This is a genomic window from Variovorax sp. RA8 (assembly GCF_901827175.1).
In the GTDB taxonomy this organism is placed as follows: domain Bacteria; phylum Pseudomonadota; class Gammaproteobacteria; order Burkholderiales; family Burkholderiaceae_C; genus Variovorax.
Genome location: NZ_LR594662.1, coordinates 6,256,008 through 6,282,607, shown reverse-complemented (window position 1 = coordinate 6,282,607; position 26,600 = coordinate 6,256,008). Strand labels below are relative to the sequence as shown.

Annotated in this window: 24 protein-coding genes; 13 read left to right on the top strand and 11 right to left on the bottom strand. The window is 69.7% G+C overall.

The window, feature by feature from the left end; genetic code table 11:
• Positions 1 to 5: 5 nt before the first annotated feature.
• Positions 6 to 2,996: a GAF domain-containing protein gene (locus E5P3_RS29900; RefSeq protein ID WP_162589274.1), complete on the bottom strand. Its 2,991-nt coding sequence runs from the start codon at positions 2,994 to 2,996 to the stop codon at positions 6 to 8.
• Positions 2,997 to 3,177: 181 nt separating this feature from the next.
• Between E5P3_RS29900 and E5P3_RS29895 the strand changes: the two genes are divergently transcribed.
• Positions 3,178 to 3,861, top strand: a complete 684-nt coding sequence (locus E5P3_RS29895) for a peroxiredoxin-like family protein (protein WP_162589273.1) — start codon at positions 3,178 to 3,180, stop codon at positions 3,859 to 3,861.
• 36 nt (positions 3,862 to 3,897) lie between these two features.
• Here the strand turns inward: E5P3_RS29895 and E5P3_RS29890 are convergent, their stop codons facing one another.
• Entirely contained in the window at positions 3,898 to 4,944 is a 1,047-nt protein-coding gene (locus tag E5P3_RS29890) for a zinc-dependent alcohol dehydrogenase family protein (protein ID WP_232073373.1), read from the bottom strand.
• Positions 4,945 to 5,051: 107 nt separating this feature from the next.
• On the opposite strand from E5P3_RS29890, the gene E5P3_RS29885 reads away from it, so the two are divergent.
• Together E5P3_RS29885 and E5P3_RS29880 are read left to right on the top strand one after the other, a co-directional pair.
• Positions 5,052 to 5,900 (top strand): LysR family transcriptional regulator, encoded by an 849-nt coding sequence (locus E5P3_RS29885; RefSeq protein WP_162589272.1) that lies wholly within the window; start codon positions 5,052 to 5,054, stop codon positions 5,898 to 5,900.
• 178 nt (positions 5,901 to 6,078) lie between these two features.
• Entirely contained in the window at positions 6,079 to 6,891 is an 813-nt protein-coding gene (locus tag E5P3_RS29880; RefSeq protein ID WP_162589271.1) for a hypothetical protein, read from the top strand.
• Here E5P3_RS29880 and phnN read toward each other — a convergent pair.
• Both phnN and phnF read right to left on the bottom strand, forming a co-directional pair.
• Positions 6,875 to 8,365, bottom strand: a complete 1,491-nt coding sequence (phnN, locus tag E5P3_RS36355) for a phosphonate metabolism protein/1,5-bisphosphokinase (PRPP-forming) PhnN (RefSeq protein ID WP_332107397.1) — start codon at positions 8,363 to 8,365, stop codon at positions 6,875 to 6,877. The genes E5P3_RS29880 and phnN overlap by 17 nt on opposite strands.
• A complete protein-coding gene (gene phnF / locus E5P3_RS29865) occupies positions 8,358 to 9,128 on the bottom strand; it encodes a phosphonate metabolism transcriptional regulator PhnF (protein WP_162589270.1) in 771 nt (256 codons plus the stop codon). The genes phnN and phnF overlap by 8 nt, the downstream gene beginning before the upstream one ends.
• Positions 9,129 to 9,206: 78 nt before the next feature.
• On the opposite strand from phnF, the gene phnG reads away from it, so the two are divergent.
• The 7 genes from phnG (at position 9,207) to E5P3_RS29830 (ending at position 15,478) form a co-directional block, all read left to right on the top strand.
• Positions 9,207 to 9,722 (top strand): phosphonate C-P lyase system protein PhnG, encoded by a 516-nt coding sequence (gene phnG / locus E5P3_RS29860; RefSeq protein ID WP_162589269.1) that lies wholly within the window; start codon positions 9,207 to 9,209, stop codon positions 9,720 to 9,722.
• A gap of 258 nt (positions 9,723 to 9,980) precedes the next feature.
• Complete coding sequence (gene phnH / locus E5P3_RS29855; protein WP_162589933.1) at positions 9,981 to 10,610, top strand: phosphonate C-P lyase system protein PhnH; 630 nt, start codon at positions 9,981 to 9,983, stop codon at positions 10,608 to 10,610.
• A gap of 4 nt (positions 10,611 to 10,614) precedes the next feature.
• Entirely contained in the window at positions 10,615 to 11,709 is a 1,095-nt protein-coding gene (locus E5P3_RS29850) for a carbon-phosphorus lyase complex subunit PhnI (protein WP_162589268.1), read from the top strand.
• A 107-nt stretch (positions 11,710 to 11,816) separates the two neighbouring features.
• Positions 11,817 to 12,704: an alpha-D-ribose 1-methylphosphonate 5-phosphate C-P-lyase PhnJ gene (locus E5P3_RS29845; RefSeq protein WP_162589267.1), complete on the top strand. Its 888-nt coding sequence runs from the start codon at positions 11,817 to 11,819 to the stop codon at positions 12,702 to 12,704.
• A gap of 8 nt (positions 12,705 to 12,712) precedes the next feature.
• Positions 12,713 to 13,492 carry a phosphonate C-P lyase system protein PhnK gene (gene phnK, locus E5P3_RS29840; RefSeq protein WP_162589266.1) on the top strand — a complete coding sequence of 260 codons (780 nt, stop codon included), beginning with the start codon at positions 12,713 to 12,715 and terminating at the stop codon, positions 13,490 to 13,492.
• A 56-nt stretch (positions 13,493 to 13,548) separates the two neighbouring features.
• Positions 13,549 to 14,265, top strand: a complete 717-nt coding sequence (gene phnL / locus E5P3_RS29835) for a phosphonate C-P lyase system protein PhnL (RefSeq protein WP_162589265.1) — start codon at positions 13,549 to 13,551, stop codon at positions 14,263 to 14,265.
• A gap of 58 nt (positions 14,266 to 14,323) precedes the next feature.
• Complete coding sequence (locus E5P3_RS29830; protein ID WP_162589264.1) at positions 14,324 to 15,478, top strand: alpha-D-ribose 1-methylphosphonate 5-triphosphate diphosphatase; 1,155 nt, start codon at positions 14,324 to 14,326, stop codon at positions 15,476 to 15,478.
• A gap of 24 nt (positions 15,479 to 15,502) precedes the next feature.
• On the opposite strand, the gene E5P3_RS29825 is transcribed toward E5P3_RS29830, so the two are convergent.
• The 6 genes from E5P3_RS29825 to E5P3_RS29800 form a co-directional block, all read right to left on the bottom strand.
• On the bottom strand, positions 15,503 to 17,686 hold the full coding sequence (locus E5P3_RS29825; protein ID WP_162589263.1) for a hypothetical protein: 2,184 nt from the start codon (positions 17,684 to 17,686) through the stop codon (positions 15,503 to 15,505).
• Between the two features lie 15 nt (positions 17,687 to 17,701).
• Positions 17,702 to 18,061 (bottom strand): HPF/RaiA family ribosome-associated protein, encoded by a 360-nt coding sequence (locus tag E5P3_RS29820; protein WP_162589262.1) that lies wholly within the window; start codon positions 18,059 to 18,061, stop codon positions 17,702 to 17,704.
• Positions 18,062 to 18,182: 121 nt separating this feature from the next.
• A complete protein-coding gene (locus E5P3_RS29815; RefSeq protein ID WP_162589261.1) occupies positions 18,183 to 19,151 on the bottom strand; it encodes an FAD:protein FMN transferase in 969 nt (322 codons plus the stop codon).
• The gene (locus E5P3_RS29810) at positions 19,132 to 21,348 is read right to left on the bottom strand and encodes a PepSY domain-containing protein (RefSeq protein WP_162589260.1); all 2,217 of its coding nucleotides are present in this window, start codon (positions 21,346 to 21,348) and stop codon (positions 19,132 to 19,134) included. Before E5P3_RS29810 ends, E5P3_RS29815 begins: the two co-directional genes overlap by 20 nt.
• A gap of 11 nt (positions 21,349 to 21,359) precedes the next feature.
• Positions 21,360 to 21,827 carry a DUF2271 domain-containing protein gene (locus tag E5P3_RS29805; RefSeq protein WP_162589259.1) on the bottom strand — a complete coding sequence of 156 codons (468 nt, stop codon included), beginning with the start codon at positions 21,825 to 21,827 and terminating at the stop codon, positions 21,360 to 21,362.
• Entirely contained in the window at positions 21,824 to 22,189 is a 366-nt protein-coding gene (locus tag E5P3_RS29800) for a PepSY domain-containing protein (RefSeq protein WP_232073371.1), read from the bottom strand. Before E5P3_RS29800 ends, E5P3_RS29805 begins: the two co-directional genes overlap by 4 nt.
• A gap of 170 nt (positions 22,190 to 22,359) precedes the next feature.
• On the opposite strand from E5P3_RS29800, the gene E5P3_RS29795 reads away from it, so the two are divergent.
• Positions 22,360 to 23,625: a phospholipase D-like domain-containing protein gene (locus E5P3_RS29795; protein ID WP_162589258.1), complete on the top strand. Its 1,266-nt coding sequence runs from the start codon at positions 22,360 to 22,362 to the stop codon at positions 23,623 to 23,625.
• 43 nt (positions 23,626 to 23,668) lie between these two features.
• Here E5P3_RS29795 and E5P3_RS29790 read toward each other — a convergent pair whose 3' ends face one another.
• Positions 23,669 to 24,448 (bottom strand): exodeoxyribonuclease III, encoded by a 780-nt coding sequence (locus E5P3_RS29790; RefSeq protein WP_162589257.1) that lies wholly within the window; start codon positions 24,446 to 24,448, stop codon positions 23,669 to 23,671.
• An 87-nt stretch (positions 24,449 to 24,535) separates the two neighbouring features.
• On the opposite strand from E5P3_RS29790, the gene E5P3_RS29785 reads away from it, so the two are divergent.
• Positions 24,536 to 25,624: an ATP-dependent DNA ligase gene (locus E5P3_RS29785; protein WP_162589256.1), complete on the top strand. Its 1,089-nt coding sequence runs from the start codon at positions 24,536 to 24,538 to the stop codon at positions 25,622 to 25,624.
• Between the two features lie 82 nt (positions 25,625 to 25,706).
• Positions 25,707 to 26,555: a phosphonate ABC transporter ATP-binding protein gene (gene phnC / locus E5P3_RS29780; RefSeq protein WP_162589255.1), complete on the top strand. Its 849-nt coding sequence runs from the start codon at positions 25,707 to 25,709 to the stop codon at positions 26,553 to 26,555.
• The last annotated feature ends 45 nt before the right edge of the window (positions 26,556 to 26,600 follow it).

The window sequence follows — 26,600 nt, the reverse complement described above, 5'->3', positions numbered from 1 at the left end:
GGCGATCAATCCCGTTCTTGCGGCGTGTCCCCCGGCGCCCGCCGGGGCAGCACGAAGGCGAAGGTCGAGCCCTCGCCCGGGGCGCTTTCCACCCGCAGGGTGCCGCCGTGCAGCTCGACGAAGCGCCTCGCCAGCGCAAGGCCGAGGCCGGTACCCTCGGCCTTGCGCAGATAGTCGCCGCCGGCTTGGCGGAATTCCTCGAACACCAGCGCCTGCTGGTCGGCTGCGATGCCCACGCCGGTGTCGACCACCGCGATCTCGACGGCCTGGTCGAGCGCGCGTGCTCGCATCGTCACGCGCCCGCCCGGGGGCGTGAACTTGACCGCGTTCGACAGCAGGTTGATCACCACCTGCTTGAGCTTGCGCGCGTCGGCCACCCAGTCGCCGATGGCCGGGTCGATCTCGAGCGCCAGCGTCAGCCCATGCCGCAGCGCGCGCTCGCGCACCAGCGTGACAGTGTTGTCGAGCAGCATCGGCAGGTTGAAGCTCGACAGGTCCAGCTCCATGCGGCCGGCCTCGATCTTGGACAGATCGAGGATGTCGTTGATCAGGCTCAGCAGGTGGTGGCCGGAGTTGTGGATGTCCTTCAGGTATTCGAGCTGCTTGTCGTTGACCTCGCCGAACATTCTCTCGGCCAGCACCTCGCTGAAGCCGATGATCGCGTTCAGTGGCGTGCGCAGCTCATGCGACATGTTCGCCAGGAACTCCGACTTGTGCTTGTTGGCCAGCTCGAGCTGGCGGCCCTTGTCCTGGATCTCGCCGAACAGGCGCGAGTTCTGGATCGCGATGACGGCCTGGTCGGCAAAGGTCTTGAGCAGCGCGAGTTCCTGGGTCGAGAAGGCATTCGGTGGCTCGCGCAGCACCAGCACCGCGCCGACGCCGCGCTGGTCCCACAGCATCGGCGCGATCGCGATCGTGAAATCGCCGGTGGACTCGGCCGCGTGGCGCAAGCCGGCCGGTGCGTCTGCGTCATGGCGCACGGCGGGGTAGTGGATGACGCGCCGCTCGCGCAGCGCGAGCCCCGTCGCGCTGCCCTCGAGCGGACGCGGAAAGACGCCGACGATGGCGCGCAGCAGCTGCTCGCGGGCGCCGCGAAAGCCGCCGTTGTGCATCATGCCGTCGTCGCCGACCAGCGCGATGCCCAGCCCGCTCGCCGAGAGAAAGCGCTCGCAGCTGCCGAGGATGGCATCGAACACCGGCCTCGTATCCGCCACCGAGCTGCTGATGACCCGCAGGACCTCGGCGCTGGCGGTCTGCTGCGCCAGCGCGTCCTGGGTCTCGTTGATGAGCCGCAGGTTCTCGATGGCGATCGCGGCCTGGCCGGCGAAGGTCTCCAGCAGCTCGACCTGGCGCTGCGGCGTGTCGCCGGCGTCGGTCCAGGCCACTGCGATCGCTCCGATGGGCGCGCCGTCCTTCAGCAGCGGCACGCCGAGCATGCGGCGCCAGTGGCCGGTCGTGGCAGTGGCGGGGTCGTAGGCTGCATCCGCCGAGGCATCGACGATCGTCACGGCTTTGCGCGACGCGATCACCCGGCCGCTGATCATGCGCAGGTCCGGTGGCCCGGGGTAGAAGCGCCTGGCGTTCTCGATCGCAGAGGGCGACCAGTTGCGCTGGCCCACCAGGTGCACCAGACGCCCGTCGTAGCGGAACACCGCGGCGGTCGGGCTGCCGAGCAGCCGCACCGCGCAGTCGAGGATCGCCTCGAAGACCGGCTGCACGTCGGTCGGGGACTCGCTGATGACGCGCAGCACCTCGCTGATGGCGGTCTGGTAGGCCAGCGCTTCACGCAGCTCGGCAGTGCGTTGCTGGACCTTGCGCTCCAGCCCTGCATACGACTCGCGCAACTGCGCGGCCATGCGGTTGAATTGGTCGGCAAGGCCTTCGAGTTCGTCGCCGGTGTGCACCTCGATGCGCCGGTCCAGGTCACCGGCGCCGATCTGCGCCGCGCCTGCCTGCAGCGTGCGCAGCGGGCGCACCAGCGCGCGCGCCAGGAAAAAGGTCGCCGCCATCGAGACGAGCACCGCCAGCACGAGCACCAGCCCCATGCGCTGCAGCATGACGTACAGCGGCGCGAAGGCCTCGGCGCGGGGCGACTCGACGAACACCGTCCAGCCGAGCGACGGAATCGGGGTATGGGCCGCCAGCATCCGCTGGCCGGACAGGTCGCGCGCAAGCTCCCTCGCGTCGTCGGCGCCGGGCCGCAGCCGTGCCGCCACCTGTGGCAGTGCGCTCATGTCGGTTTTCTTCAGCACCAGGCTGATATCGGGGTGGGCGATGAGCGTGCCGTCGGCATCCACCACGTAGGCCAGGCCGCCCGCGCCGATGCGGATGCGCGAGACCACGTCCCAGACGAACTTCAGGTTGAGCTCGGCCATCGTCACGCCGCCGCCGGGCCCGGCGGGGCGCGCGAGCGTCATGTAGGGCTCGGTGCCCATGCGGAAGTGGACAGGGCCGAACCCGGTCCGGCCCTCGATCGCGCTGCGGAAGGCCGGCTCGGCCGAGCGGTCCACGGCGCTGGCGAGCTCGTTCATCCCCAGGCGTGAGATGCGCAGCTGTTCGTGCCCGGTGCTGTCGATCCACGCCACGTCGGTGATCGGCGGTGCCTGGCGCAGCAGCTTCAGGTATTCGATGTAGCGTGCCTCCCGCGCATTGCTGCCGGGTCCATCGGCGCGCGGCAGCGCGGTCCAGCCCAGTTGCTGCTCGATGTTCAGCACGTACTGCTCGATGCGCGTCGCTGCGGCCTGGGCCTTCTCGGCCTGCAGCGCGACGACGTGCGACTGGTTCTCGCGGTAAGAGAAGTAGATGACGACCGCACCGCTCGCGACAAGCATGCCGCAGACCAGCGTGATGATCAGCAGCGCGTACTTGGGGAACAGGTGCCAGCGGCGTGCGGTCCGTTGCAGCGCCTCCCCGCGTGGCGCAGCGTCCGTTGCCGGCGGCGCCGGGGCTGAGCCCGGTGGCGCGCGGGCCATGTCCGAATCCGCGTCGATCAGCATGGACACCTCCACCGTGTGCCGGTCCATTCATCCCGATGGCATTGTGGTTCACCCGCGCGCCGCCGCACAGGGGCAGGTGGGGGAGCGGGCCGGGGGCACGCCACGTTGTGCCGCCGCACGACAAGTGATACGGTCGAACGCCCCGCCCGCTCGCGAGAGCCACCCGACCAAGGAGTGCCCCGTGGGAGACCTGCACCACCCGCTGCAACCGGGAGACCCCGCGCCCGGATTCACGCTCCCCGCGGCCAACCGTGAAGGCGGCATGGTGTCGCTCGCGGACCTGCGCGGGCGCCCCTTCGTGCTCGGCCTCTTTCGCGGGCTGCACTGCCCCTTCTGCCGCCGCCAGGTGAGACAGCTCGCCGACATGCAGCCGACCCTGCGCGCCGCGGGGGTCGAGACGGTGGCGGTGATCAACACGCCGGTGGAACGCGCACGCCTGTACTTCGGCTACCGGCCGATGCCGCTGCTGCTGCTGGCGGACCCGGATTGCCGCACGCACCGGGCCTTCGGCGTGCCGCGCCTCGAATTCCTGCCCGAGGGCAGCAGCGAGGTGCCCCAGTGGCCTTCGCGCACGCGGATGGCGGACTTCGAGGCGGCACGCATCAACCCCACCGGCGAGCTGCCGCAGCCCACGCAGCCGATGGCCGCCAATGCCGCGCTCAATGCGCAGGACGGCTTCGAGCTGGACGACGCCGACAGCGCGATCATGGCAAGCCATGCCACGCAGCTGGTCGGGCACTTCTTGATCGACGAAGCCGGCATCATTGCCTGGGAGCACATCGAGGCGCCGGATGGGCCGAGCAGCCTGTGCTACTTCCCGGACGCGGCGGAGATCACGGCCGCGGCCGGCTCGCTCGGGCGCTGACCGCCGGCCGGCAGCGCGGCCGTTGGCTGCGAGCGCTCATGCCGTGCCCATCTCGACCACTATGCGCCCTTGCGCCTGCTGCGCGGCCACCACCCGCTGTGCCGCATCGGCATCCTCGAAACCGAAGCGCCTCGCGTCCATCAGCGGCGCAAGCTGGCCCGACTCGGCCAGGCGGGTCGCCTGCGCCAGGATCTCGCCGTGGTGGGCGCGGCCACGGCCGGAGATCATGGGCAGCAAGGTGAACACGCCCGAGTACGTGCCCGCCCGGAAGGACAGCGGCGCGAGCCGATGGGTGCCCCAGCCCAGCGCGCTGACCACATGCCCGGTGTAGATGCGCACCGCTTCGAAAGACGCATCCAGCACCGGCCCGCCGACCGTGTCGTAGACGATGTCGAAACCCTCGCCGTCCGTCAGGCGCTGCATGTACTGCGCGACTGTCTCGGCGGTGTAGTCGATGGGCGTAGCGCCGAGGCGACGTATCGTCTCCTGCTGCGCGCCATTGCCGGTTGCGAAGACCCGCGCGCCGCGTGCGCGCGCCAGTTGGATCGCGACGTGGCCGACGCCGCCCGCACCGCCATGGACGAGCACCGTCTGGCCCGGCTGCACGTTCGCGCGGTCGACCAGGCCTTCCCAGGCGGTGATGAACACCAGCGGCAGGGCCGCGGCCTCGCGCGGCGACAGGTTCGACGGCGCGCGGGCCAGCAGGTCGGCGTCGACCGCGGCGTAGTCCGCCAGCGACCCTTGCAGACCGCCGATGCCGCCGGCCAGCCCGTAGACCCTGTCGCCCGGAACGAAGCGGCTCACGCCGTCGCCGACGCCTTCGACCCTGCCGGCCAGGTCCATGCCGAGGACCGCCGGCAGGGGCTGGCGCGCGTGGGCCGCCTGGCCGGCGCGGATCTTCGTGTCCAGCGGGTTGACGCCACTGGCATCGATGCGGACCAGGACCTGGCCGTGACCGGCGCGAGGCAGCGGTAATTCGCGCAGCTGCAGCGGGCCATCGACCTCGTCCAGCACGTGGGCGCGCATGCGCGCGACGGTGGAAGCGGAAGCGGGAGCGGAAACGGGAGCAGACAGGGTGGACATGGATTCATTCCTCGGAGGGTGGGAGATGGCATCCAGTGTTGGTGCTGCACGAATGAATGTAAATCGACAGAATCGCAAGCTCCTCATGCAAAACTGAATGGGCAGTCATGGAGTGGAGCGACATCAAGATCTTCCTGGCGGTCGCGCGCCACGGCACGCTGGGCGCCGCGGCCCGCCAGGCTGGCGTGTCGCAGCCCACGATGGGCCGGCGCCTGAAGGCCCTGGAAGCCTCGATGTCCGCATCGCTTTTCCAGCGCACGCCCGAAGGCTTCGTGCTCACCGCCGCGGGCGAGGCGGCGCTGGCCCATGCCGAGCAGATGGAAGAGGAGGCGCTCGCATTCGAGCGCGACGTCGCGGGCGAGTCGAGGCAACTGGAGGGACTGCTTCGCGTCTCGTCCTCGGACTGGTTCGGGGTGCACATGTTGTCCCCGGTGCTCGCGCATTTCATGCGCCGCCACCCCGGCGTGCAGGTCGAGCTCCTCACCGACTCGCGGCTGCTCAACCTCTCGCGGCGCGAGGCCGACCTGGTCCTTCGCATCCATCCGTTCGACGAGCCCGACGTCCTGCAGCGCAAGCTGATGCACGTGCCCTACGCGCTCTACGGCGCGGCCGGTGGCGCCGTACCGAAGGCCGGCGACGGCGCAGGGGCCACGCTGTTGACGATGGACACCGCATTCCGCGGATTTCCCGACGCCCTGTGGCTGCGGCGCATGCTGCCCAACGCACGCATCGCGTTCGGCAGCAACAGCCGCGAGGCCCAGGCGGCGATGTGCGCCGAAGGCCTCGGGCTCGCCGTTCTGCCCATGCCGCTTGCCGCGCGGATTTCGCAGCTGCAATCGATCGACCTCGGGGAGCCGCCGCCCGGCCGCGACGTGTGGTTGGGCTACCACCGCGACATGCGACAGTCCGCCCGCCTGCGGGCGCTGATCGACCACATGACGAGCGCACTCGGATAAACACCGTTGCGGAGCGAGCGGACGTTCGCAAGGCGCCCTCCTACATACGGAGCCGCCATCCGGAAATTGCAGGCCGGCGCGCGCCGCCTAGAGTGGCGTTCGCGCCCAGGGGAGCTTCGCGGCGGCCACGACATCGGTTCTTCATGCCGGGCATCCGCCGTCCATCGGTTTCCTGTTCATGATGTTCTTGCGTCCATCCGTCCTCGTCGCGCTGGCCGGAGCCGGCTTCGCCATGTCGACTCCAGCTCTCGCCGAGCCTTCGCCCGCACTGGATCGCTTCAGCTTCTCGGTCGGCGCCTTCCACGCCGAACCCACCCTCGACGCCGGGCTGAACACGCCCTACGGCCGCTTCGACACGCGCGACATCGAAGGCAGCAAGGTGACCATGCCGCGCATCACGGCCGATGTGCTGATCGGCGACAGCCAGGGCTTCTCGCTCGACTACTACCGCTTCAACCGCGACTACGGCACCGGCTTTGCCAATAACTTCGCGATCGGGCCGACCTCGGTCACGGCGCTGGGCAACGTCAACCTCGACCTCAAGCTGGACTTCGCCAAGCTGGCCTACAAATGGTGGATCGGATCGGGCAACACGGTGCTGGGATTGGGCGCGGGCCTGGCCTACTACCGCGTCAGTTTGGACAGCAACGCCCTGGCCGGCGTGAACGGCGCCACCGCCACCTTCAGCCAGCACGACAGCGACGACGCCTTCGCGCCGCTGCTGGAGATCGGCGTGCGCCACGCCATCAGTCCCGACCTGCGCCTCTTCGCCGACGTGTCGGGCGTACGCAAGGGCGGCAACAACCTGCGCGGCCACATCTACAACGCCGCGCTCGGCGTGGAGTGGTTCCCCGTCAAGAACGTGGGCGTGGTGCTCTCCTATGGGGTGACCGAGGTCGAGCTCAAGCGGGACTTCGATGCGCTGAGCAGCACGGCGCGGCTGCGGGTCAAGCTGAAGGGGCCTTCGGCGTTTCTCAAGGCGCGGTTCTAGCCAGGGCCCGCAGCAGCTGCGCGCCCGCGTCGGCGAGGTCGCCGTCGTTGCGCACCTCGATGGCGTGGGGCGGCGGCAGGTATGCCAGCGCGCGCTGCACCCGGGCCTCGACCATGTCGGGCGTCTCGCGCCCGCGCGCCAGCAGGCGCTGCCGCAGCACCTCGAGGCTGGCCGTGACGTGGACCACCGTCAGCTGCGGAAACCTCGCCAAGGCGTGCGGCAGGTAGGCGCGCGAACCATTGACGAGCACCCACTTGCCGCGATGCAGCGGCGCGAGTTCGTCGTGCCGCACGCCGTAGCGCAGGCCGTTGGCCTGCCAGTCGAGGGCGAAGGCCTGCGCCTGGTGCAGCAGCGCGAAGGCCTGCTCGCTCACGCTCAAGTGCTGCTCGTCGCCGTGGCGGATCGGCCGCGTGATGGTGCGGCGCGCCAGGTGCAGGGGCAGGTGCGGCGGCAGGTGGTCCTTGAGCCAGGCGATCAGGCTGTCCTTGCCCGCGCCGGAGGGGCCCATCACGTAGACGAGGCGGCCCTTCACGGCAGTACCTTCGCCTTCGGCTGCGGTGCCATTTGCCTTCGGAGCGGCCGGGCGGCTCACTGGAGTACCTTCGCCTTCGGCTGCGGTGCCATTCGCCTTCGGAGCGGCCGGGCGGCTCACTGGAGTACCTTCGCCTTCGGCTGCGGTGCCATTCGCCTTCGGAGCGGCCGGGCGGCTCACTGGAGTACCTTCGCCTTCGGCTGCGGTGCTATTCGCCTTCGGAGCGGCCGGGCGGCTCACTGGAGCCAGCGCCATCTGCTCGACCAGCATGAAGTCCGCGCCCGGCCGGGGCTCGACGAAGAGCGAGAGGTTGTCGACGCGGCAGGCGGGCAGGGTATCGAAGCGGTGGCGCGCCGCCTCCTTCAACGCGTCGATCGCCGCGGGGGTGGCGTCCTTCAGCGAGCCGGTGAGCGAGAGGTGGAAGCGGAAGCGCTCCAGCACGAAGGGGTAGCCCCAGCGCAGCAGCAACGCGTCTTCCTCGGGCGTGAGCCCGGCCGCGCGGCGGCGCTCGAGCTCGGCCGGCGCGAGCGGCGCCGCCAGCGGCTGCAGGCGGGTGACGCAGGCGGCGGCCAGGGCATCGATCGCCTGTGCATCCCCATCGGGCACCAGCGCGAGGAAGTCGTCGAGCATCGCGACCTCGAGTGGCGGCAGCGAGAAGGCTTCGAACTCGCCGGCGAGCGCGCGCAGTTCGGCGCGCAGCCGTGCTTCGTCGACGCCCGGTGCGAGCGTGAAGGGCGCCTTGAGCGTCCCATGCCAGCCATAGCGCCGCGGCGCCTTCGTCAGCCGATGCTGATCGGGCGTGGACAAGCCTGGCACCTGGGGCTGCGGCAGTGGCTCGCCGAGTTCCGCGCAGCGGCCCAGCCAACGGCTGCCGGCCAGCCACCAGGGGCTGTGGGCGCGCGGCGCGAAGTAGATCGCAAAGCGATGCGGGGCCTCAGTCATCGTGCGTGACCGTCAGGGTGATGCGGTCGCCCGCGAACCAGGTGCGCGCGAACTCGATCGGCTGCGCCTCGGTGTCCACGTTGACGCTCTCGACCAGCAGCACCGGCCGCGCGACGGACTGCCGCAGTTGCGCCGCCACCTCGGGCTTCGGCATCTGCGCCGTGATGCGGCTTTCGTGGCGGGTGTAGTCGTCCACGCCGTGGGCGGCGAAGGCGGCGGTGATGGAGCCGGTCTCGCGCACCACGGCCTCCAGCTTCGCGAAGCGCGGCAGCGGAAAGAAGCGCTCGCCCACGTGCAGCGGCTGCTGCTCGGCCTCGCCCAGCACCTGCAGGCGCAGCAGCATGCTGCGCACCGGCACCTGCAGGACGCGCGCCTGTGCCGCGCTCGCGCGCACGCTGCTCGCATCGAGCACGCGCAGCACGCCGCGCAGGCCGGCCAGCGCCATGTTCTGGTGGTGCCGCGTGCGCTTGGCCAGCACCAGCTCGACCGCGAACTCCTCCACGTAGGTGCCGCTGCCCTGCGTCACGCGCAGCAGGCCCTGGCTGCTGAGGCTGGCCAGCGAGCGCCGGATGGTGTGGCGGTTGACGCCGAACTGCTCGGCCAGCGCATGCTCCGAGGGCAGGCGCTCGCCGGGCGGATAGACGCCGCGCGCGATGGCCTCGGCGAGCTCGGCCGCGATGCGGGTCCAGAAGCTGTCACGCGACGGGCGCGCAGGGCGCGGCGCGAAGGCCAGGGGAGGGGAAGACGACGTCGAGGTTGTCATGAAAAGGACATGGGTCGCGCCTAAGCTGGCGCCAGTGGTCTAATTTGTCTATACAACTTTTTCCAGAGTATCACCCCGATGTTTCATGCCTTTGACAACCACCCTGCGAACCGGCCGTCGGGCCGGGCGCAATGGATGGCCGTGCTGGCGCGGGCACCGCTTTCGATGCTGGAGCCTGCGCTGGGCGAGCATGCGCAGCGTACGCCGCAATGGCTGCGTGCGCCGGAGACAGGTCTCATGATGGTCCAGGGCCGCGCCGGCGGCACGGGCGAGCGCTTCAACCTCGGCGAAGTCACGGTCACCCGCTGCGCGCTGCGCCTGGCGGGCGTCGCGCAGGACGGCGCGGCCGTCGGCGTTGCGTACGTGATGGGCCGCTCGCACCGGCACGCGCAGCTCGCTGCCGTGGCCGACGCGTTGCTGCAGGACCCGGCGCAGCAGGAGGCGCTCGACGCCAGCCTGCTCGAGCCCGTGCGCCGGCACCTGGCGCAACAACGTGCCGAGCGCCATGCGCGCGCGCAGGCCAGCAAGGTCGAGTTCTTCACCGTTGCGCGTGAAGCTGGTGGGGCCGATGGCGACGAAGAGGAAGGCGAATGAGACATCGGGTGGCAAGCCCCAGCGCTCGGTGGGCTGATTTGGACGTTGCTGTTGGGTTGAGGCCGGGGCGAAATCCCGGCTCCGGCCTCAACCCAGCAGCAACGTACGAATCGACAGCCAAGCCAAGCCAAGCCAAGCCAAGCCAAGCCAAGCCAAGCCAACCAGTCGCAATGAGAACCGCGAGTGAGTTTGTCCTATGAGCACCGCCCGCCCGAAGGCGCTCCCACCGCAGCTGAAGCCATTTTGATGAGCACCACCATGAGCACCCATGATCTCTCCGCCATCGGCGCAGGCTTCTCCGATCTCGCGCTCGGCAGCCAGGCCGTGTTCCGCGCCGCGCTGGAGGCGCTCTCGCACCCGGGCCGCATCGTCGACCTGCCGCATGACGCGCAAGTGCCTTCGCGCGGACATGCGGCTTCGGCCGCACTGCTGCTCGCACTGCTCGACCCGGACTGCAAGCTGTGGCTTTCGCCTTCGCTCGCCGCCAGCGACGCAGCGGCATGGGTGCGCTTCCACAGCGGCTGCACGCTGGTGGACGACCCCGCCCAGGCCCAGTTCGCATGGATCGCGAGCAGCGACGAGGCGCCGGCGCTGGAGCGCTTCGCGCAGGGCACGGACGTCGCGCCCGAGCAGTCCGCCACCTGCGTGGTGGACGTGCCCTCGTTGGCCGATGGCGACGACGACGAAGGCTGGACCTTGCGCGGCCCCGGCATCCGCACGCAGGCGCGCCTGTGCGTCGACGGCCTGCCCAGCGACACGGCACGCCGGCTGGTAGCGCAGCGCGCGGCGCAGCAGGCGGCCTTCCCGCGCGGCGTGGACCTGTTCCTTGCGACGCAGCACCAGATCGTCGGCCTGCCGCGCACCACGCACATCGAGCTGGAGGACTGAGCCGATGTACGTCGCAGTCAAGGGCGGTGAAGCCGCCATCCTCCAGAGCTATCGCCTGCTGGCCGAACAGCGCCGCGGCGACAGCGCCACGCCCGAGCTTTCCGTCACGCAGATCCGCGAGCAGCTCAAGCTGGCCGTCGACCGCGTGATGACCGAGGGCTCGGTGTACGACCCGGAGCTCGCCGCGCTCGCCATCAAGCAGGCCGCGGGCGACCTGGTCGAGGCCATCTTCCTGCTTCGCGCCTACCGCGCCACGCTGCCGCGGCTGGGCATGAGCCTGCCGCTGGACACCGCGCGCATGCAGCTGGACCGCCGCATCTCCGCCACCTTCAAGGACCTGCCCGGCGGGCAGGTGCTGGGCCCGACCTACGACTACACGCAGCGCCTTCTCGACTTCACCTTGCTCGCCAACGGCGAGGCGCCCGCGCGCACCGAGGCCGCGACGACGCCGGCCGAGGCGCCCGTGGCGACGCCGCGCGTGGTGGACCTGCTCAACCACGAGCGCCTGATCGAGACCCGCCCCGTGCCCCCCGGTGACCCCGCGCCGGTGGACCTGACGCGCGAGCCGCTGCGCTTTCCGGCCGACCGGGCCACCCGCCTGCAGAACCTGGCACGCGGCGACGAAGGCTTCCTGCTCGCGATGGCCTATTCGACCCAGCGCGGCTACTCGCACAGCCATCCCTTCGTCGGCGAGATCCGCTTCGGCAGCGTGGCGCTGGAGCTGGCGCCCGAGGAGCTGGGCTTTCCCATCTCCATCGGGGATCTGGAGATCACCGAGTGCGAGATGGTCAACCAGTTCGCCGGCAGCAAGACCGAGCCGCCGCAGTTCACCCGCGGCTATGGGCTGGCCTTCGGCCACAGCGAGCGCAAGGCGATGGCAATGAGCCTGGTCGACCGCGCGCTGCGCGCCGACGAGCTCGGCGAGACCGTCGAGTCACCTGCGCAGATGCAGGAATTCGTGCTCTCGCACAGCGACAGCCTGGAGGCCTCGGGCTTCGTGCAGCATTTGAAGCTGCCGCATTACGTGGACTTCCAGGCCGAGCTCGAGCTGGTGCGCCGCATGCGCGCCGGCCACGTGGCGAAGGACGATGACGAATGAGATCTTGCGCATTGTTTGAGGCTGGAGCCGGGGCGAATTCCCGGCTCCGGACTCCAACCAGCAGCAACGTACGAGATCAAGCGAAAGAGTGCCACGGAGCCCGCCCCATGACCACCCCCCACATCAACTTCGCCTACCTCGACGAGCGCACCAAGCGCATGATCCGCCGCGCCATCCTCAAGGCGGTCGCGATCCCCGGCTACCAGGTGCCGTTCGGCTCGCGCGAGATGCCGCTGCCCTACGGCTGGGGCACGGGCGGCATCCAGGTCACGGCCTCGGTCATCGGTCCGCGCGACGTGCTCAAGGTCATCGACCAGGGTTCGGACGACACCGTCAACGCGGTCAACATCCGCCGCTTCTTCGAGCGCACCACCGGCGTCGCGACCACCACCCGCACGCGGGAAGCCACGCTCATCCAGACCCGCCACCGCATCCCCGAGACGCCGCTGGCCGAGGGCCAGGTGCTGGTCTACCAGGTGCCGGTGCCCGAGCCCATGCAGCGCCTGGAACCGCGCGAGACCGTCACGCGCACCCTGCACGGCCTGGCCGAGTACGGGCTGATGCACGTCAAGCTGTACGAGGACATCGCACGCTACGGCCACATCGCGACCACCTACGACTACCCGGTGCTGGTGAACGATCGCTACGTGATGTCGCCTTCGCCCATCCCCAAGTTCGACAACCCCAAGATGCACATGAACCCCGCGCTGCAGCTCTTCGGCGCCGGCCGCGAGAAGCGTATCTACGCCGTGCCGCCCTACACGCCGGTCGAGAGCCTGGGCTTCGAGGATCATCCCTTCGAGGTGCAGCGCTGGAACGCGGCCTGCGCGCTGTGCGGCGCGATCGACAGCTTCCTCGACGAGCTGATCACCGACGACAACGGCACGCGCATGCATGTGTGCTCGGACTCGGACTACTGCCAGTCGCGGCAGCAGGCGCAGCCCGAACCACCCGCGCCGCTGCCGGCCGCGCGCATGGAGGAGCTTGCCCCATGAGCGCGGCCATGGCTTCCCCCCAGCCGCTGCTGCGCGTGCGCGGCATCGGCAAGCGCTACGGTGATCGCGTCGCCCTGCAGGACGCGAGCTTCGATCTCTGGCCCGGCGAGGTGCTGGCCATCGTGGGCGAGTCGGGCTCCGGCAAGTCCACCCTGCTCAACGCGGTGGCGGCGCGCGACAAGCCCGACTGCGGCAGCGTGCAGTTCCAGACGCGTGCCGGCGGCCTGCGCGAGGTCTTCGCGATGAGCGAGGCCGAGCAGCGCCTGCTGGCGCGCACCGACTGGGGCTTCGTCCACCAGAACGCGGCCGAGGGCCTGCGCATGGACGTCTCGGCCGGCGCCAATGTCGGCGAGCGGCTGATGGGCCTGGGCGAGCGGCACTACGGCCGCCTGCGCGCCACCGCGACGCAATGGCTGGCACGCGTGGAGATCGACCCGGCGCGCATCGACGACGCGCCGCGCACCTTCTCCGGCGGCATGCGCCAGCGCCTGCAGATCGCGCGCAACCTGGTCACGCGCCCGCGGCTGGTCTTCATGGACGAGCCGACCTCGGGGCTCGACGTGTCCGTGCAGGCCCGCCTGCTCGACCTGCTGCGCCAGCTCACGCGCCAGATGCAGCTCGCCGCCATCGTGGTCACGCACGACCTCGCGGTGGCCCGGCTGCTGGCGCACCGCATGATGGTGATGCAGCGCGGACGCGTGGTCGAGGCCGGGCTCACCGACCAGCTGCTCGACGACCCGCAGCATCCCTACACCCAGCTTCTCGTCTCCTCGGTGCTGCAACCATGAGCCGCACGGCCGCTCCGAAGGCGAATAGCACCGCAGCCGAAGGCGAAGGTATTCCAATGAATCGACCCCTGCTCCAGCTCCAGGGGGTGGCCAAGCGCTTCACCCTCCATCACCAGAACCAGCTTTCGCTGCCGGTCTTCGACGGCGTCGAGCTCAGCGTCGCGCCCGGCGAGTGCGTGGTGCTCGACGGCGCCTCGGGCCTGGGCAAGAGCACGCTGCTCAAGCTCATCTATGCCAACTACAGCGCCAGTGCCGGCCGCATCCTGGTGCAGCCGCACGAGGGCGAGGCGGTGGACGTGACCGCGGCCACGCCGCGCGAGCTGGTGCGCCTGCGCCGCGACACCATCGGCTACGTGAGCCAGTTCCTGCGCGTGATCCCGCGGGTGCCCGCGCTCGACGTGGTGGCCGAGCCGCTGGCGGAGGACGCCGGCGACAATGCCGAGGGCCTCGAGGCCGCGCGTGCCGAGGCGCGCAGGTGGCTCGAGCGCCTGCGCATCCCCGAAAGGCTGTGGCACCTGCCGCCCGCCACCTTCTCCGGCGGCGAGCAGCAACGCATCAACATTGCACGCAACATGATCAAGCCCAAGCCCCTGCTGCTGCTGGACGAGCCCACCGCCTCGCTCGACGCAGCCAACACCCGCACCGTGATCGAACTCATCCGAGAGGCGACCGCGCGCGGCGCGGCGCTGGTCGGCATCTTCCATGACGCCGAGGTGGGCGCGGCGGTGGCGACGCGCAGGGTGAACGTTGCGGACTTCAGGAGCGTGGCATGAGACGCCGGGCCGCTCCTGAGCCGAATAGCACCGCAGCGCATGGCGCGGAGGTAATCCAATGACCGAGGCCATCGTGTTCTCGAACGCGCGCATGGTGCTGCCCGGCGAGGTGGTGCGCGGCAGCCTCTCGGTCGCCAACGGCCGCATCGCCGCGCTGGACGGCGGCAACACGGCCGCCGGCATCGTCGACCTCGAGAACGACTACCTGCTGCCCGGCCTGGTCGAGGTGCACACCGACAACTTCGAGCGCCACCTGATGCCGCGCCCGAAGGTGCAATGGGCCGAGCTGCCGGCGCTGCTGGCGCACGACGCCGAGGTGGCGGCCGCCGGCATCACCACCGTGTTCGACGCGCTGGGCGTCGGCGAGGCCGACGCCGAGAGCCTGCGCGGCAGCACCTGGACCAAGACCGTGGCCACGCTCGACAACTGCAGCGAGAAAGACCTGCTGCGCGCGGACCATCACCTGCACGTGCGCTGCGAGCTGCCCGCGCCCAACACCATCGAGCTCTTCGAGCCCTTCCATGGCCACCCGCGCGTGTCCCTGATCTCGCTGATGGACCACACGCCGGGCCAGCGCCAGTGGGAGAACATCGAGGTCGCACGCGTCTACTACACGGGCAAGAAGGGCTGGAGCGCCGAGAAGTTCGAGCGCCAGGTCGCGCATGCCGCCACGCTGCAGGCCCGGTTCGCCGAGCCGCACCGCCGCCACTTCGTGGACTACTGCCGCACGCACGGCATCGCGCTGGCGAGCCATGACGACACCACCGTGGCGCATGTCGAGCAGGCGCATGCCGAGGGCGCGAGCATGTCGGAATTCCCGACCACGATGGCTGCTGCCGCGGCCGCGCGAGAACGCGGGCTCTCGACCGTGATGGGCGGGCCGAACGTGGTGCGCGGCGGCTCGCATTCGGGCAATGTCTCGGCCGCCGAACTGGCGCGGCACGGGCTGCTGGACATCCTGTCCTCCGACTACGTGCCCGGCAGCCTGCTCGGCGCGGTGATGCGGCTCGTGGCCGACGACATCGTCACCCTGCCGCAGGCGGTGGCCATGGTCACGCGGTCGCCGGCAGAGGCCACCGGCCTCACCGACCGCGGGGCGATCGAGCCTGGCCTGCGCGCCGACCTGGTGCGTGTGCGCATGACCGAGCTGCCCGACGGCTCGCGCCACGCGGTCGTGCGTGGAGTCTGGCGCGAGGGGCAGCGGGTCCTTTAACCCGGCGCGTGCCGGCCGGGTGGCTCAGCTGCCTTGCGGCGATGCCGTGTGCTGCAGCGCAGGCGGCAGTCGCCTGTCGAGCAGGTCCAGCCGCCACGCGAGGACCGCGACCGCCGCCACCAGGGCGAGCGCCGCGAGTGCGCCCGTCACGCCGCCGCGTTCGGCGTAGGGATCGCGCAGCACGCGCATCGCCTGCCGCGGGATGCGCGCGGTCTTCGACAGCGAGGCGCCCAGCCGCACGTTGATCTTCATGCGGCCGTTGATGGCCCAGCCGCTGGCGTCCAGGATCGGCCCCAGGCTGCGCTGGCGCAGCTTGAGCCAGGCGATCAGCATGCTCGGACCGGAGATGGCGAGGACCATGCCCGCGATCGCGATGGGAATCCATTGGCCCAGATCGATGAACTTGCTGAACAGCGCCACCAGCACGGCGCTGATGCTGCCCATGGCCACGCCGAGCGCTGCCACGGTGCCGACGTCGATGCGGCTGCCGGGCAGGCGTGCCGTTGCGGCAGGTGCGGCGGGCGCGCCGGCGGGCGCGGCAGTCCTGCCGGTGGTCGCGATGCTTGTCGCCAGTGAGCCGAGCGCCCCCTGCGCGCTGGCATCCCCGGCGGCGGCACGCCTGGCGACCTGCTCCTCGATCATGCGCACGAACTTCTTGTAGGGAGAGAAGAAGGCCTGTGCGACGCTCGTCGGGTTCTCGATCAGCCGCGTGATGGTCGCGTCCCAGTCGCGGCCCTGGCGGTCGTAGAAGACGCCGTTGCGTCCGGCAAAGAGGTAGTCGACATCGCCTGCGGTGAAGGCCGCCACGATGTTCATCCTTTCGCCCCCGCGTCGGCACTCGCAATAAGCCAGGCAGGTCCGGGCCAGGCCCGCCAGTGCCGCATGCTGCTTGACGTCGTCCACCCGCACCGTGAGATCGCAGCTGCGGCTGTCGAGGTAGAGCGTGCCGGCCTGGAAGATCGCACCCTTGCCGCTGTAGAAGGCCTTGAACGAGACGAAATTCTCAAGCAGCCGGTGCAGGTCGCGCTTCAGGCGCAGCAGCTTCTCGAGGTCGCGCAAGCGTGCGTTGTGCGGCTCGGCTTCCTTGTCCTCGTCGATGAGCGCCATGACCGCGTCCCGCGTGGCGAGGAGCGCGCCGATGGCCGCGCCGTCCAGGTTCGACAGCGGCGACGCCGGCTTTGCCGCGAGCCAGGCGCGACAGGACTCGACGCGGCGCTGGAGCTCGGTCCACGCCTGCTCGTCGAGCTGGTCGGCCTGCTCGCCGGCATGGCCGAGCAGCGGCACGACGGCCTTCTGCTGCAGCCTGGCCAGCGCGCCGTCCCAGGCCGGGTTCACACCTGCGCGCAGCGGCAGCGTGCGTCCCGGGGCGATGCGGGCCATCGGCAGCGCGGCGATGCGCTGGTCTTCGAGCGTGAGCGCCTGCGTGGCCAACGCCTCGTACGTCCCGGGCGTGGCATTGAGCGCCGGCACTGCCTGGAAGTCGTAGGCCGCGAGTCGGCAGCGTACGAAGAAGTCGTCGACCTTCTCGCGGACTGCGCCCACCGCCTCGGCGGCCTCCAGCATGTGCCCGCCGCTGCAGGCCGCGCTGCCCTCGCCGGCCTGCCAGCGGCGCATGGCTTCGGCCTCGGCGAAGAAGGCCTCGGCGCGCGCGCGATCGACGCCGTCGCGGCCGTTGCGGTCCTTCACGCTGCCGTGGGCTTCCATGATGCGCTGCAGCGTGCGGCGCACCGGCTCCTCGGTCGTAGTCTCGGGCGTGACGATGCCATCGCCGTTGAAGCGCATCGCGGCGAGCATGTCATTGCGCCGCTCGATGTCGTCGAGCGTGATGACGTTCGCGTCCTCCTTGCGCAGCAGACGCAGGACGTGGCGGGCTTCGTCGGCCAGGGAGAAGTCGTCCGTCTCCGGCTGGCGAAAGGAGCCCAGTGCGATGCCGTCGCCGCCGTCGATCAGCTCGTCGGCGTCACGCAGGTGCGCGCACGCCCACTCGCAGGCGGCGATCAGCTCCGGCGGCCGGATCCGCCGATCGTGGTCGGTGTCGATGAGGTCGAGCGTGCCGCTGTCGAACTCGATACCGCGCGTCGGGCATGCGAGCGCGACCCAGAGCTTCTGATCGAGTTCACCGATGTGCGCGATGTCGGACCCATTGCGGATCAGGACCTGGTCCACGCCGCCGGCGCGGAAGAACTTGAAGTCGTGTGCCTCCTGCATGCGCGGATGGAGCCCTCACTCGACGGATGCGTCGCCATCCTTGCGAATCGATTCGCGGTCGCGGTGCTTGTCTTGGCGGCCCAGGGCGCTGTCCAGCGCGCGCTTGAGCTTCTCGGTCGCGCCGCGGAAGGCCTCGTCGATGCTCGGCGCGTGCTGGGTCACGGCCACCGGCGGGCGCCCCGCGATGCGGGCTTCCATCGCGCAGCGCTTGTCCGCTGCACCGCCCTTGTCGTGGTTCTCGTCGCTCAGGTGCACCTCGACCCCGGTCACGTCTGCGGAGAAGCGGTCCAGCGACTGCCTGATCTCCTCGTCGGCCCAGCGTTCGAGCGTGTCCTTGTTCTCGACGCCGTTGCTGGTGTTCACTTGTATCTGCATGTCAGGTACCTTTCGATTCTCGAGCTTGAGTCAATGCCCCTCAGGGTGTCCGCCTTGACGGCCTCGCTTCGTAGGCATTTGGAGCATGCCTGCGCAGGAGATTCCAACCCTGGCGCCGCTGCTATGCGTCACCGAAGACACCGGTGCCGGTCGTGCGAAGCTCACCGTCCTTGCGCGCGACGAAGAGTGCATCGAGGCCCCGCCGCCGTGCGTGGCCGCGGCCAGCCTCTGCACCGAGGACCATCAGGGCCGTTGCGTAGGCGTCGGCATCGGCACAGGTCTGCGCGATGACCGTGACCGAGGCGACGTCTCCCTGCAAAGGCGCACCCGTGCGGGGGTCCATGGTGTGCGAGATGCGCGCGCCACCGATCTCGATCCAGTGCCGATAGTCGCCCGAGGTCGCAATGGCGGCGTCGCCGAGCTCGATCACGCCCATTGCCGCGCGGCGGCCGTCCTCGGGCGCCTCCAGTGCGATGGCCCACGGTGATCCATCGGGCCTGCAGCCGCGGGCGCGCATTTCGCCATCTATGCCCACGAGCCACGAGCCGACGTCATGCCGGTCGAGCACGCGAGCGAGTTCGTCCACACCGAAGCCCTTGGCGATGCCGCACAGGTCCAGGGCGACGCGCGCATGCTTGCGCGCCCGGCGCCCCGGCACGTCGACCTCCAGCAGTTCGTCGACCGGTCGGCACGCGTGGGGACCGGCCGATGCGCCTCGCGGGCCGCGCCCTCCCGCCGGGCCGAAGCCCCACGTGTCGACGAGCTCGCCGACACCGATGTTGAATGCATTGCAGGTCTCGCGCCCGATCTCGATCGCCCGCGCCAGCACGGACGCCAGGTTCGCCGGGACGGGAATCCAGGTGTCCGGCGCCGCGCGATTGAGCCGCGACAGGTCGGAACCGGGCTTCCAATTGGACATCTGCATGTCCACGGCGGTGACCGCCGACTCGAGGTCGGCGACGATCGCCTGCACCTGGGCGTGCCGGGACACGACGAAGCGCGCGGTGTAGCGGGTGCCCATCGTCGCGCCGCTCGTGCGGCAGTCCTTCAGTCGTTCATCGCGCAGCCACTCAATAGACGTCTTCGGCATAGCGCCCCTGTGTCCTCAGCTGTGCGACCGACAGGCCGGAGCCCTCCAGGATGCGTTCCCAGGCGTTCATCACGCCGTCGGCCATCTGGCGTCCGCCGCACACCATGACCTGGGCGGCGCCATGCATGATCAACGCGCGCAGCCGCTGGGCATCCGCGAGGAGCCGGTCCTGCACGTAGGCTGGGCTGGCGGCGCGCGAGAAGGCGGTCGTCAGCGTGCGCAGCCGATGGTCGCCGACGAGGCCGTTCAGTTCGTCGCGATAGAGAAAGCCGTCTTCGGCGCCGCGCGCGCCGAAGTACAGGTGCATCGGGCGGCCCGCGCTGTTGTGGCGGATGAAGCCGATCAGCGGACCGATGCCGGTTCCCGCGCCGACGAGGATCACTGGCGCCGCGCTGGCTGCAAGGCGGAAGCTCTCATGTGGCCGGATGAAAGCCTGGATGGTTGCGCCCGGCGACAGACCGGTGAGGTAGCTGGAGCAGATACCGCCCACCTGGCGGCGCACGCAGATCTCGATCACACCGTCCGAAGCCGAACTGACCAGGGAGTAATAGCGGGGTGAAGCGCCGCCCGGCGGAACCACGCCGAGCAGGTCGCCGGTCTGGAACTTCGGCAGCCGCGGCGAGCGGAGCCGGCTGCGCCATCCTCGCTCGGGCACCGCTGGTGGCGCGAAGCGCAGGACAGCGGTCAGGGTCTGCGGATCGGTACCGTAGCCGGTTCGCGAGACGAGTTCGAGCGCAGTCGTGCGCGGCAGCAGTGGCTCGTACCGGATGTCGAGCGTCACTCCGAGCGTGTCGCCGAGCCACTTGCACCATTGGCGGAACTCCGGCTCCGACTGCCGGTCCACCATGCCCGGCTCTCCCAAGGCGTCGAACCCGCGGGCGGCGAGCGCATCGTGGACCTGCCGTGCATAGCCGCAGAAATGCGGGAACTGCCGGTCGCCGAAGCCGAGCACGGCGAACGCGACGCCGGCCCGCGCGGGCATGCGGGCAAGCCTGGGAAGAAACTGGCGCGCGCTTTCCGGCGCCGCACCGTCGCCGTAGGTCGCGGTGAGGACGAGCACGCGGCGGACGTCGTGGAGGTGAGCCTCGATGTCGTTCATCGGTGCCGTATGCACCCGCAGGTGCGCCCGCGTCAGCGCGGCGTGCAGCGCCGCGGCGAATCCCCACGTCGTGCGGGTTTCGCTGCCGACCAGCAACAAGGTGTCGGCGTCGCGCCTCGGCACATTGTCTGGCACGCGAGGCAGGCTTTGGCGGCGACGAAGCCAGAGCAGGAACCCGGTCGCGGCGAGCAGCGGTACCGCCAGCGACGAGGCGCCAACCACCAGCCCGAGCCACCACAGGCCTTCGCCGGTGTGCAGCATGCGCACGGTCGCGTGCAGGCGCTGCCAAGCGTCAGGCGCCCGGTAGGCGAGCCAGGTGCCCGTGGCTGGATCGACGACGCCCGCGCCATCCGCGGTCTCGAGTTCGATGACGTCATTCGGATCGTCCGGACTCGCGAGCTTCAGCTGCGCGAGCCGCGACACGTCCACCGATCGCAGCGCCTCCATCTGCGCGAGCGCCATCCGGGCCGTTCCGCTCGGGCGCAGCTCGAAGGAAGGGTCCGCCCCCCCGCCTTCGGGGATGAATCCGAATGTGGCGAGCGACATGAGAAGACCCGTCGCTGCCGACAATGCGAGCCCGGCGAACGCCGGGCGCGCGCTCTCGTTGTGGAACCGTTGCGGCGTGTTGCCGCGCACCGGGCCCAGCAACTGCTTCCAACCTCCCATTCGACGCGCGAGCAGCGTCAGGCCGGAGATCACGATGAACAGCATGCAGGCGGCCGCCACGCCTGTCGCGACACGGCCGGGGTCGTCGAGCAGGAGCTTGCGGTGCAGGTTCTTCAGCCAGCGCTGTGTGGCCGAAGGCCGATAGTCGGCAACCGCCTCCCCGCTCCCAGGGTCGATGACCGACGCACGTTGCCCGCTGCCGGCCATGTGGTAGGCCACGATCGTGCCCGAAGGCTGGCGCACCAGCGTCTCGACGCCGGGCAGGCGCGCGCTCACGCGGTCGGCGAGCGTCGCCACATCGATGCCGCTCGTGTCGGCCGCACGCGCCCGCTCCAGGGCCGGGAACACCGACAGCGCCGATCCCGTCAGGGCGACGAGCACCAGCAGCAGCGATGCGATCAATGCCGGGATCGAATGGAGCGTCCGCAGCATCGAGCACCCTGTCAAAGGGTATAGCGGAACGACCTGACGTAGCCGCGTCCGGCGGCCGGCTTGCCTGCGCCCGCCTTGGTGAGCGGGACGACGACCTCCGAAGGGTTCTCCTTCATCTTCTCGACCGCGGTGTCGACGTGGATCTCGTAGCCGGCATCGAGCAGCGTGTCGGCCACATCGACAGTCACGCGCAAGGTCTTGCCCGCGCCGACGCTCGCCCCGCTGATGCCGTCCACCTTCGCCTTGCCGCCCGTCGCGCGGTACCAGTCACCCAGGTGACGCCAGTACTTGGCCTTGGTCCCTGCGACCCACAGCGTGCCTTGGTAGCGGCCATTGCGGTCGGTGATATAGATGGCGACGTAGGCGCCGTCGCCGCCGTAGTCGGACAGCTGGGTTTCGATCGCGACCTGGCGCGCCGACGCGATCGACGGTGCGGCGATGGCGCCCGCGACTGCGGCAACGGTCCATGCATGCTTCATTCGTGGTCTCCTGGCTTCGCTGAAATCCTCTCGTGCCTGCGTTCGCGTTCGCGTTCGCGATGCTCGTGCTTCATGCGGACGACCTCGAGCGTTGCCGGGTCGAGCTTGGCCTTGAAGCGGCGGTCGTCGGCATCGCGGCCCTTGATCTCGTAGCAGCCGTCGTCGATCTTGAGCTTGTCGATGTGCCAGCCCTTGCGTTCGGCCAGTGCGCGCACCGCACTGCGCGGCTGCCAGGTCTCGGGCGGTGCATCGCAATCGTCGCCAGCCCACGCCGGCTGCCCGGCGAGGACGAGGATCGCAAGCGCGATGCTTCGGGTCGCAGGCAGCAGCATCAGGTCGTGAATCCAAGGTTGATGGGTCAACGCTGAGATTGCAGCCGAAGCAACAAGAAGGCCTTGCGCTGGATCAAGCGTCCTTCAGGTTGCATCAGGATTGCGGGAATGTTCCTGGAGCGACCTGAACTTCGTCGGCACAGCCGGCCTCATCGACCCGCCGCCGCACGCCACAATGGCGGCTCGCAGGAGGAAACACCTTGCTTTACTGGTCGCTCTGGGGCGTGGCCTCCACGGCCCTCATCGCGTTGCTCGTGTCCGTGATCTGGTCGATCCGGCGGCGGCGCGACGTCGTCCTGCGGGTGCGCAGCACGGCCGGCATCGAACAGTTGCTGCCTTCCCTGGCCGGGCTCGCGCTGGGAGGCGTGGTGCACGGAAACGCCGTGGAACTGCTGGAGAACGGGAGGTATTTCGACGTGCTGCTCGAGCGCATCGGGGCGGCGCGGTACTCGGTGCACTTCGAGACTTTCCTCTGGAAGGACGGCACCGTCGGCAGCCAGTTGGCCGAGGCGCTTTCGCAGCGGGCGCGCGCCGGCGTGCGGGTGCGGGTGCTGCTCGATGCCAATGGCGCAAAGAGCCTTGCCCCCAAGACCCTCGTCCAGATGCGCGAGGCCGGCTGCAGCGTGCTGATGTTCCACGACAATTCGTGGCGCAACATCGGATTGTTCAATGATCGCGACCACCGCAAGCTGGTCGTCATCGACGGCCGCGAGGCCCTGCTGGGCGGCCATTGCATCGTCGACACGTGGCTCGGTGATGCCGAGGACCACCAGCACAACGCCGACATCAGCGTGCGGGTGCAAGGTCCGATCGTGACCCTCCTGCAAGGCGTCTTCAGCGAGAACTGGATCGGCGAGGGCAGTGAGCTGTTCGGTGGTGAAGAATGCTTTCCCCACCTGGCCGATGCGGGAGCGATCGCGATGCATGTGGCCTATCTGAAGCCCGAAGGTTCACCCTCGGCGGTCAAGATCCTGCACCACACGGCGATCTGCCTGGCCCGCCAGCGCATCTGGATCCAGAACCCCTATTTCATACCGCAGCCTGCCGCCATCGACGCCCTGGGCGAGGCCGTGCAGCGCGGTGTCGACGTCCGTGTCCTCATGCCGTCGACCAGCGGCTCCGACAACCCCATGGTTCAGCACGCCGGGCATCGCAACTTCGAGAAGCTGCTGCGCTGCGGCGTGCGGCTGTTCGAGTATCCGCATACCCTGTTGCACCAGAAGGTGATGACGGTCGATGGCATCTGGAGCGCCGTGGGCTCGAGCAATTTCGACGACCGTTCGTTCGAGTCCAACGACGAACTCACGCTCGGCATACTGGATGCGGGCTTTGCGGGCCAGCTCGACGCCATCTTCGAGCGGTATGTGGCGCGGGCGGAAGAAGTGGAGCTGGAGGCCTGGCGGCGGCGAGGGGCATGGCACAAGCTGAAGGACAACGCGGCCTACCTGTTCCACGAGCTGTTGTGAGCTTGGGTGGCCCATGGGGCCCCGCTGGCCGCGTGCAGGCGGCCTATCCGGGCAGGGCGATCTCCACCCACACGGGCGCGTGATCGCTGGCGCCCGGACGGCCGCGCACCTCGCGGTCCACATTGGCAGCCTTGAGCAACGGAGCGAGTTCGTCATTGAGCAGCAGGTGATCGATGCGCAGGCCGGCGTTGCGCGGCCAGCGATTGCGCCAGTAGTCCCAATAGGTATAGATCGCCTCGTGCGGATGCAGCGCGCGGATCGCGTCGGTCCAGCCCTGGTCGAGCAGCCGGGCGAACGCGGCGCGGCTCTCGGGCTGCAGCAGTGCATCCTTGCGCCACGATGCCGGGTTGTAGATGTCGGCGTCGGTGGGCACGACGTTGAAGTCACCCGCCAGCATCGCGGGGAGACCGCAGTCGAAGAGCTTGCGCGCGTGGGCGCAGAGCCGCTCGAACCACTCCAGCTTGTAGTCGAACTTGGGGCCGGGCCATGGATTGCCGTTGGGCAGGTAGAGGCAGCCGATGATCACGCCGTCGACCACGGCTTCGATGTACCGGCTCTGGTCGTCCTGGCTGTTGCCGTCGAGGCCGCGCCCGGTCTCGATCGGCTCCTTGCCGCGTGCCAGGATGGCCACGCCGTTCCACGAGCGCTGGCCGTGGAAGACGGCGCCGTAGCCGGCCTCGCGCAGCGCGGCCTCAGGAAAGGTGGGGTCGGGGGACTTCAGCTCCTGCAGGCAGGCCACGTCGGGCCTCGACTCTTCGAGCCACTCGAGCAGCCGCGGAAGCCGGCTGTTGATCCCGTTGACGTTGAAACTGGCGATCTTCATGGCGGGTGCAATCCTGGGAAAAAGGATGTCGCGATCATGGCCGGAGTTCCTGCACGAAGCACGTAGGCGCGGTGATCCATTGCGCCGATGAATTCCGGAAGCGCACCGCGTCCGCCGGTACTGCCGATGCTGGCCAGGACGGCCGAGAGCCTGCCGCAGGGCGATGAGTTCCTGTTCGAGCCGAAGTGGGACGGCTTCCGCGCAATCGTCTTTTGCATTGACGGCGAGGTCCTTGTCCAGAGCCGCGAGGGCAAGCCGCTCGACCGCTACTTTCCCGACCTGCACGCAGCCTTTGCGGCAGCGCTGCCGGAGGGCTGCGTGCTCGACGGCGAGATCGTCGTCGCCACGCCGCGCGGGCTCGACTTCGATGCGCTCCAGCAACGCGTGCATCCCGCGGCGTCGCGGGTGGCGCGCCTGGCGGCCGAGACGCCGGCTTCGTTCGTCGCCTTCGATCTGCTGGCGTTGGATGGCCAGGACCTGATGGCCAGGCCGCAAGGCGAACGGCGGCTTCTGCTCGAGGCGCTGCTGGCGGAGTCGGCACCGCACATCCGGCTCACGCCCATGACCACCGACCACGCCCTGGCGCTCCAGTGGCTGCAGCATTTCGAGGGCGCGGGGCTCGACGGCGTGATCGCCAAGTGGGCGGACCAGCCCTATCTTCCCGGCAAGCGCGCCATGCTGAAGGTCAAGCACCAGCGAACAGCGGATTGCGTGGTGGCGGGCTTGCGGTGGCACAAGAGCGGGCCCGGCGTCGTGGGCTCGCTGCTCCTGGGCCTCTACGACGATCACGATGTGCTGCAGCACGTGGGCGTGACAGCGTCCTTCGACATGGAAACCCGCAGAAAGCTCGCTGCCGAGCTGGAGCCGCTGCGCAAGGGCGCGTCGTCGGGGCACCCCTGGTCCGGATGGGCCGCCGCGGCTGCCGGCGGCGGGCCGCAGCAGCGAATGCCCGGGGCGCGGAGCCGGTGGAGCGGCGGCAAGGATCTCTCGTGGCAGCCCTTGCGCATCGATCGGGTGTGCGAGGTCCGCTACGACCACCTGCAGGGCGACCGCTTCCGGCATGCGGCCCTGTTCCTGCGGTGGCGGTGGGACAAGTCACCCGACGCCTGCCGCTACGACCAGCTGGAAGTCACGCCGCCCTACGAACTGGCCCGCGTGTTCCTGGCCGGTCGCTGACACGTCCCCGTCGCGAAAGCGTCAAGCGCACGTCACAAGGCGTGATCAGACTTCGGTTGTCTAGACGACTTCGAAGCCGACGATGGAAACAGCCCTGCGCATCCGCCAGCTCAACAAGCATTTCGCCAGCGGCAGGCACGCCCTGCGCAACATCGACCTCGACGTTCGACGCGGCGAGATGGTGGCGCTGATCGGCGCCTCCGGCTCCGGCAAGTCCACCCTGCTGCGACACGTGGCGGGCCTGGTGGCGGCCGACGGCGACACCGATTCGCTGATCGAGATCGACGGCCGTCGCGTGCAGCAGCGCGGGCGCGTCGACCGCGACATCCGCCGGGTGCGCGCGCAGATCGGCTTCGTGTTCCAGCAGTTCAACCTGGTGGCGCGGCTGCCGGTGCTGGTCAACGTGCTGGTGGGCTCGCTGCATCGCATGCCCTGGTGGCGCAGCTGGACGCGCGCCTTCACCTGCGAGGAGCGCACGCTGGCGCTCGAGGCGCTGGCCCGCGTGGGCATCGCCGATTGCCAGGCGCAGCGTGCCTCCACCCTCTCCGGCGGGCAGCAGCAACGCGCCGCCATCGCGCGCACGCTGGTGCAGGGCGCGAAGGTGGTGCTGGCCGACGAGCCCATCGCCTCGCTGGACCCGGAGTCCTCTCGCAAGGTGATGGAGATCCTGGCGCGCATCAACCGCGAGGACCGCTGCACGGTGATCGTCTCGCTGCACCAGGTCGACATCGCGATGAAGTACTGCCCGCGCGTGGTCGCGCTCAAGCAGGGCGAGATCGTCTACGACGGTCCCTCGTCGGCCCTGAACGCGCCGCTGCTGCGCGAGCTCTACGGCGTGCAGGCCGACGAGCTGCTGGCTCCGCCCCCGGGCGAGGCCCAGGTGCACGTGCTGCCGCAGCCGGTGCGGATGCCGCTGGCGGCGGCGGCCTGATCCCTCTTTTTCTCTTCCTCTTCCTTCCATCTTCCAAACCTGGAG

Excerpts from the sequence above, each read along its gene's own strand:
- E5P3_RS29900 (WP_162589274.1), bottom strand. The coding sequence starts at position 2,996 with ATGCTGATCGACGCGGATTCGGACATGGCCCGCGCGCCACCGGGCTCA.
- E5P3_RS29890 (WP_232073373.1), bottom strand. The coding sequence starts at position 4,944 with ATGTCCACCCTGTCTGCTCCCGTTTCCGCTCCCGCTTCCGCTTCCACC.
- E5P3_RS29885 (WP_162589272.1), top strand. The coding sequence starts at position 5,052 with ATGGAGTGGAGCGACATCAAGATCTTCCTGGCGGTCGCGCGCCACGGC.
- E5P3_RS29880 (WP_162589271.1), top strand. The coding sequence starts at position 6,079 with ATGATGTTCTTGCGTCCATCCGTCCTCGTCGCGCTGGCCGGAGCCGGC.
- phnN (WP_332107397.1), bottom strand. The coding sequence starts at position 8,365 with ATGACTGAGGCCCCGCATCGCTTTGCGATCTACTTCGCGCCGCGCGCC.
- phnF (WP_162589270.1), bottom strand. The coding sequence starts at position 9,128 with ATGACAACCTCGACGTCGTCTTCCCCTCCCCTGGCCTTCGCGCCGCGC.
- phnG (WP_162589269.1), top strand. The coding sequence starts at position 9,207 with ATGTTTCATGCCTTTGACAACCACCCTGCGAACCGGCCGTCGGGCCGG.
- phnH (WP_162589933.1), top strand. The coding sequence starts at position 9,981 with ATGAGCACCCATGATCTCTCCGCCATCGGCGCAGGCTTCTCCGATCTC.
- E5P3_RS29850 (WP_162589268.1), top strand. The coding sequence starts at position 10,615 with ATGTACGTCGCAGTCAAGGGCGGTGAAGCCGCCATCCTCCAGAGCTAT.
- E5P3_RS29845 (WP_162589267.1), top strand. The coding sequence starts at position 11,817 with ATGACCACCCCCCACATCAACTTCGCCTACCTCGACGAGCGCACCAAG.
- phnK (WP_162589266.1), top strand. The coding sequence starts at position 12,713 with ATGGCTTCCCCCCAGCCGCTGCTGCGCGTGCGCGGCATCGGCAAGCGC.
- phnL (WP_162589265.1), top strand. The coding sequence starts at position 13,549 with ATGAATCGACCCCTGCTCCAGCTCCAGGGGGTGGCCAAGCGCTTCACC.
- E5P3_RS29830 (WP_162589264.1), top strand. The coding sequence starts at position 14,324 with ATGACCGAGGCCATCGTGTTCTCGAACGCGCGCATGGTGCTGCCCGGC.
- E5P3_RS29825 (WP_162589263.1), bottom strand. The coding sequence starts at position 17,686 with ATGCAGGAGGCACACGACTTCAAGTTCTTCCGCGCCGGCGGCGTGGAC.
- E5P3_RS29820 (WP_162589262.1), bottom strand. The coding sequence starts at position 18,061 with ATGCAGATACAAGTGAACACCAGCAACGGCGTCGAGAACAAGGACACG.
- E5P3_RS29815 (WP_162589261.1), bottom strand. The coding sequence starts at position 19,151 with ATGCCGAAGACGTCTATTGAGTGGCTGCGCGATGAACGACTGAAGGAC.
- E5P3_RS29810 (WP_162589260.1), bottom strand. The coding sequence starts at position 21,348 with ATGCTGCGGACGCTCCATTCGATCCCGGCATTGATCGCATCGCTGCTG.
- E5P3_RS29805 (WP_162589259.1), bottom strand. The coding sequence starts at position 21,827 with ATGAAGCATGCATGGACCGTTGCCGCAGTCGCGGGCGCCATCGCCGCA.
- E5P3_RS29790 (WP_162589257.1), bottom strand. The coding sequence starts at position 24,448 with ATGAAGATCGCCAGTTTCAACGTCAACGGGATCAACAGCCGGCTTCCG.
- E5P3_RS29785 (WP_162589256.1), top strand. The coding sequence starts at position 24,536 with ATGAATTCCGGAAGCGCACCGCGTCCGCCGGTACTGCCGATGCTGGCC.
- phnC (WP_162589255.1), top strand. The coding sequence starts at position 25,707 with ATGGAAACAGCCCTGCGCATCCGCCAGCTCAACAAGCATTTCGCCAGC.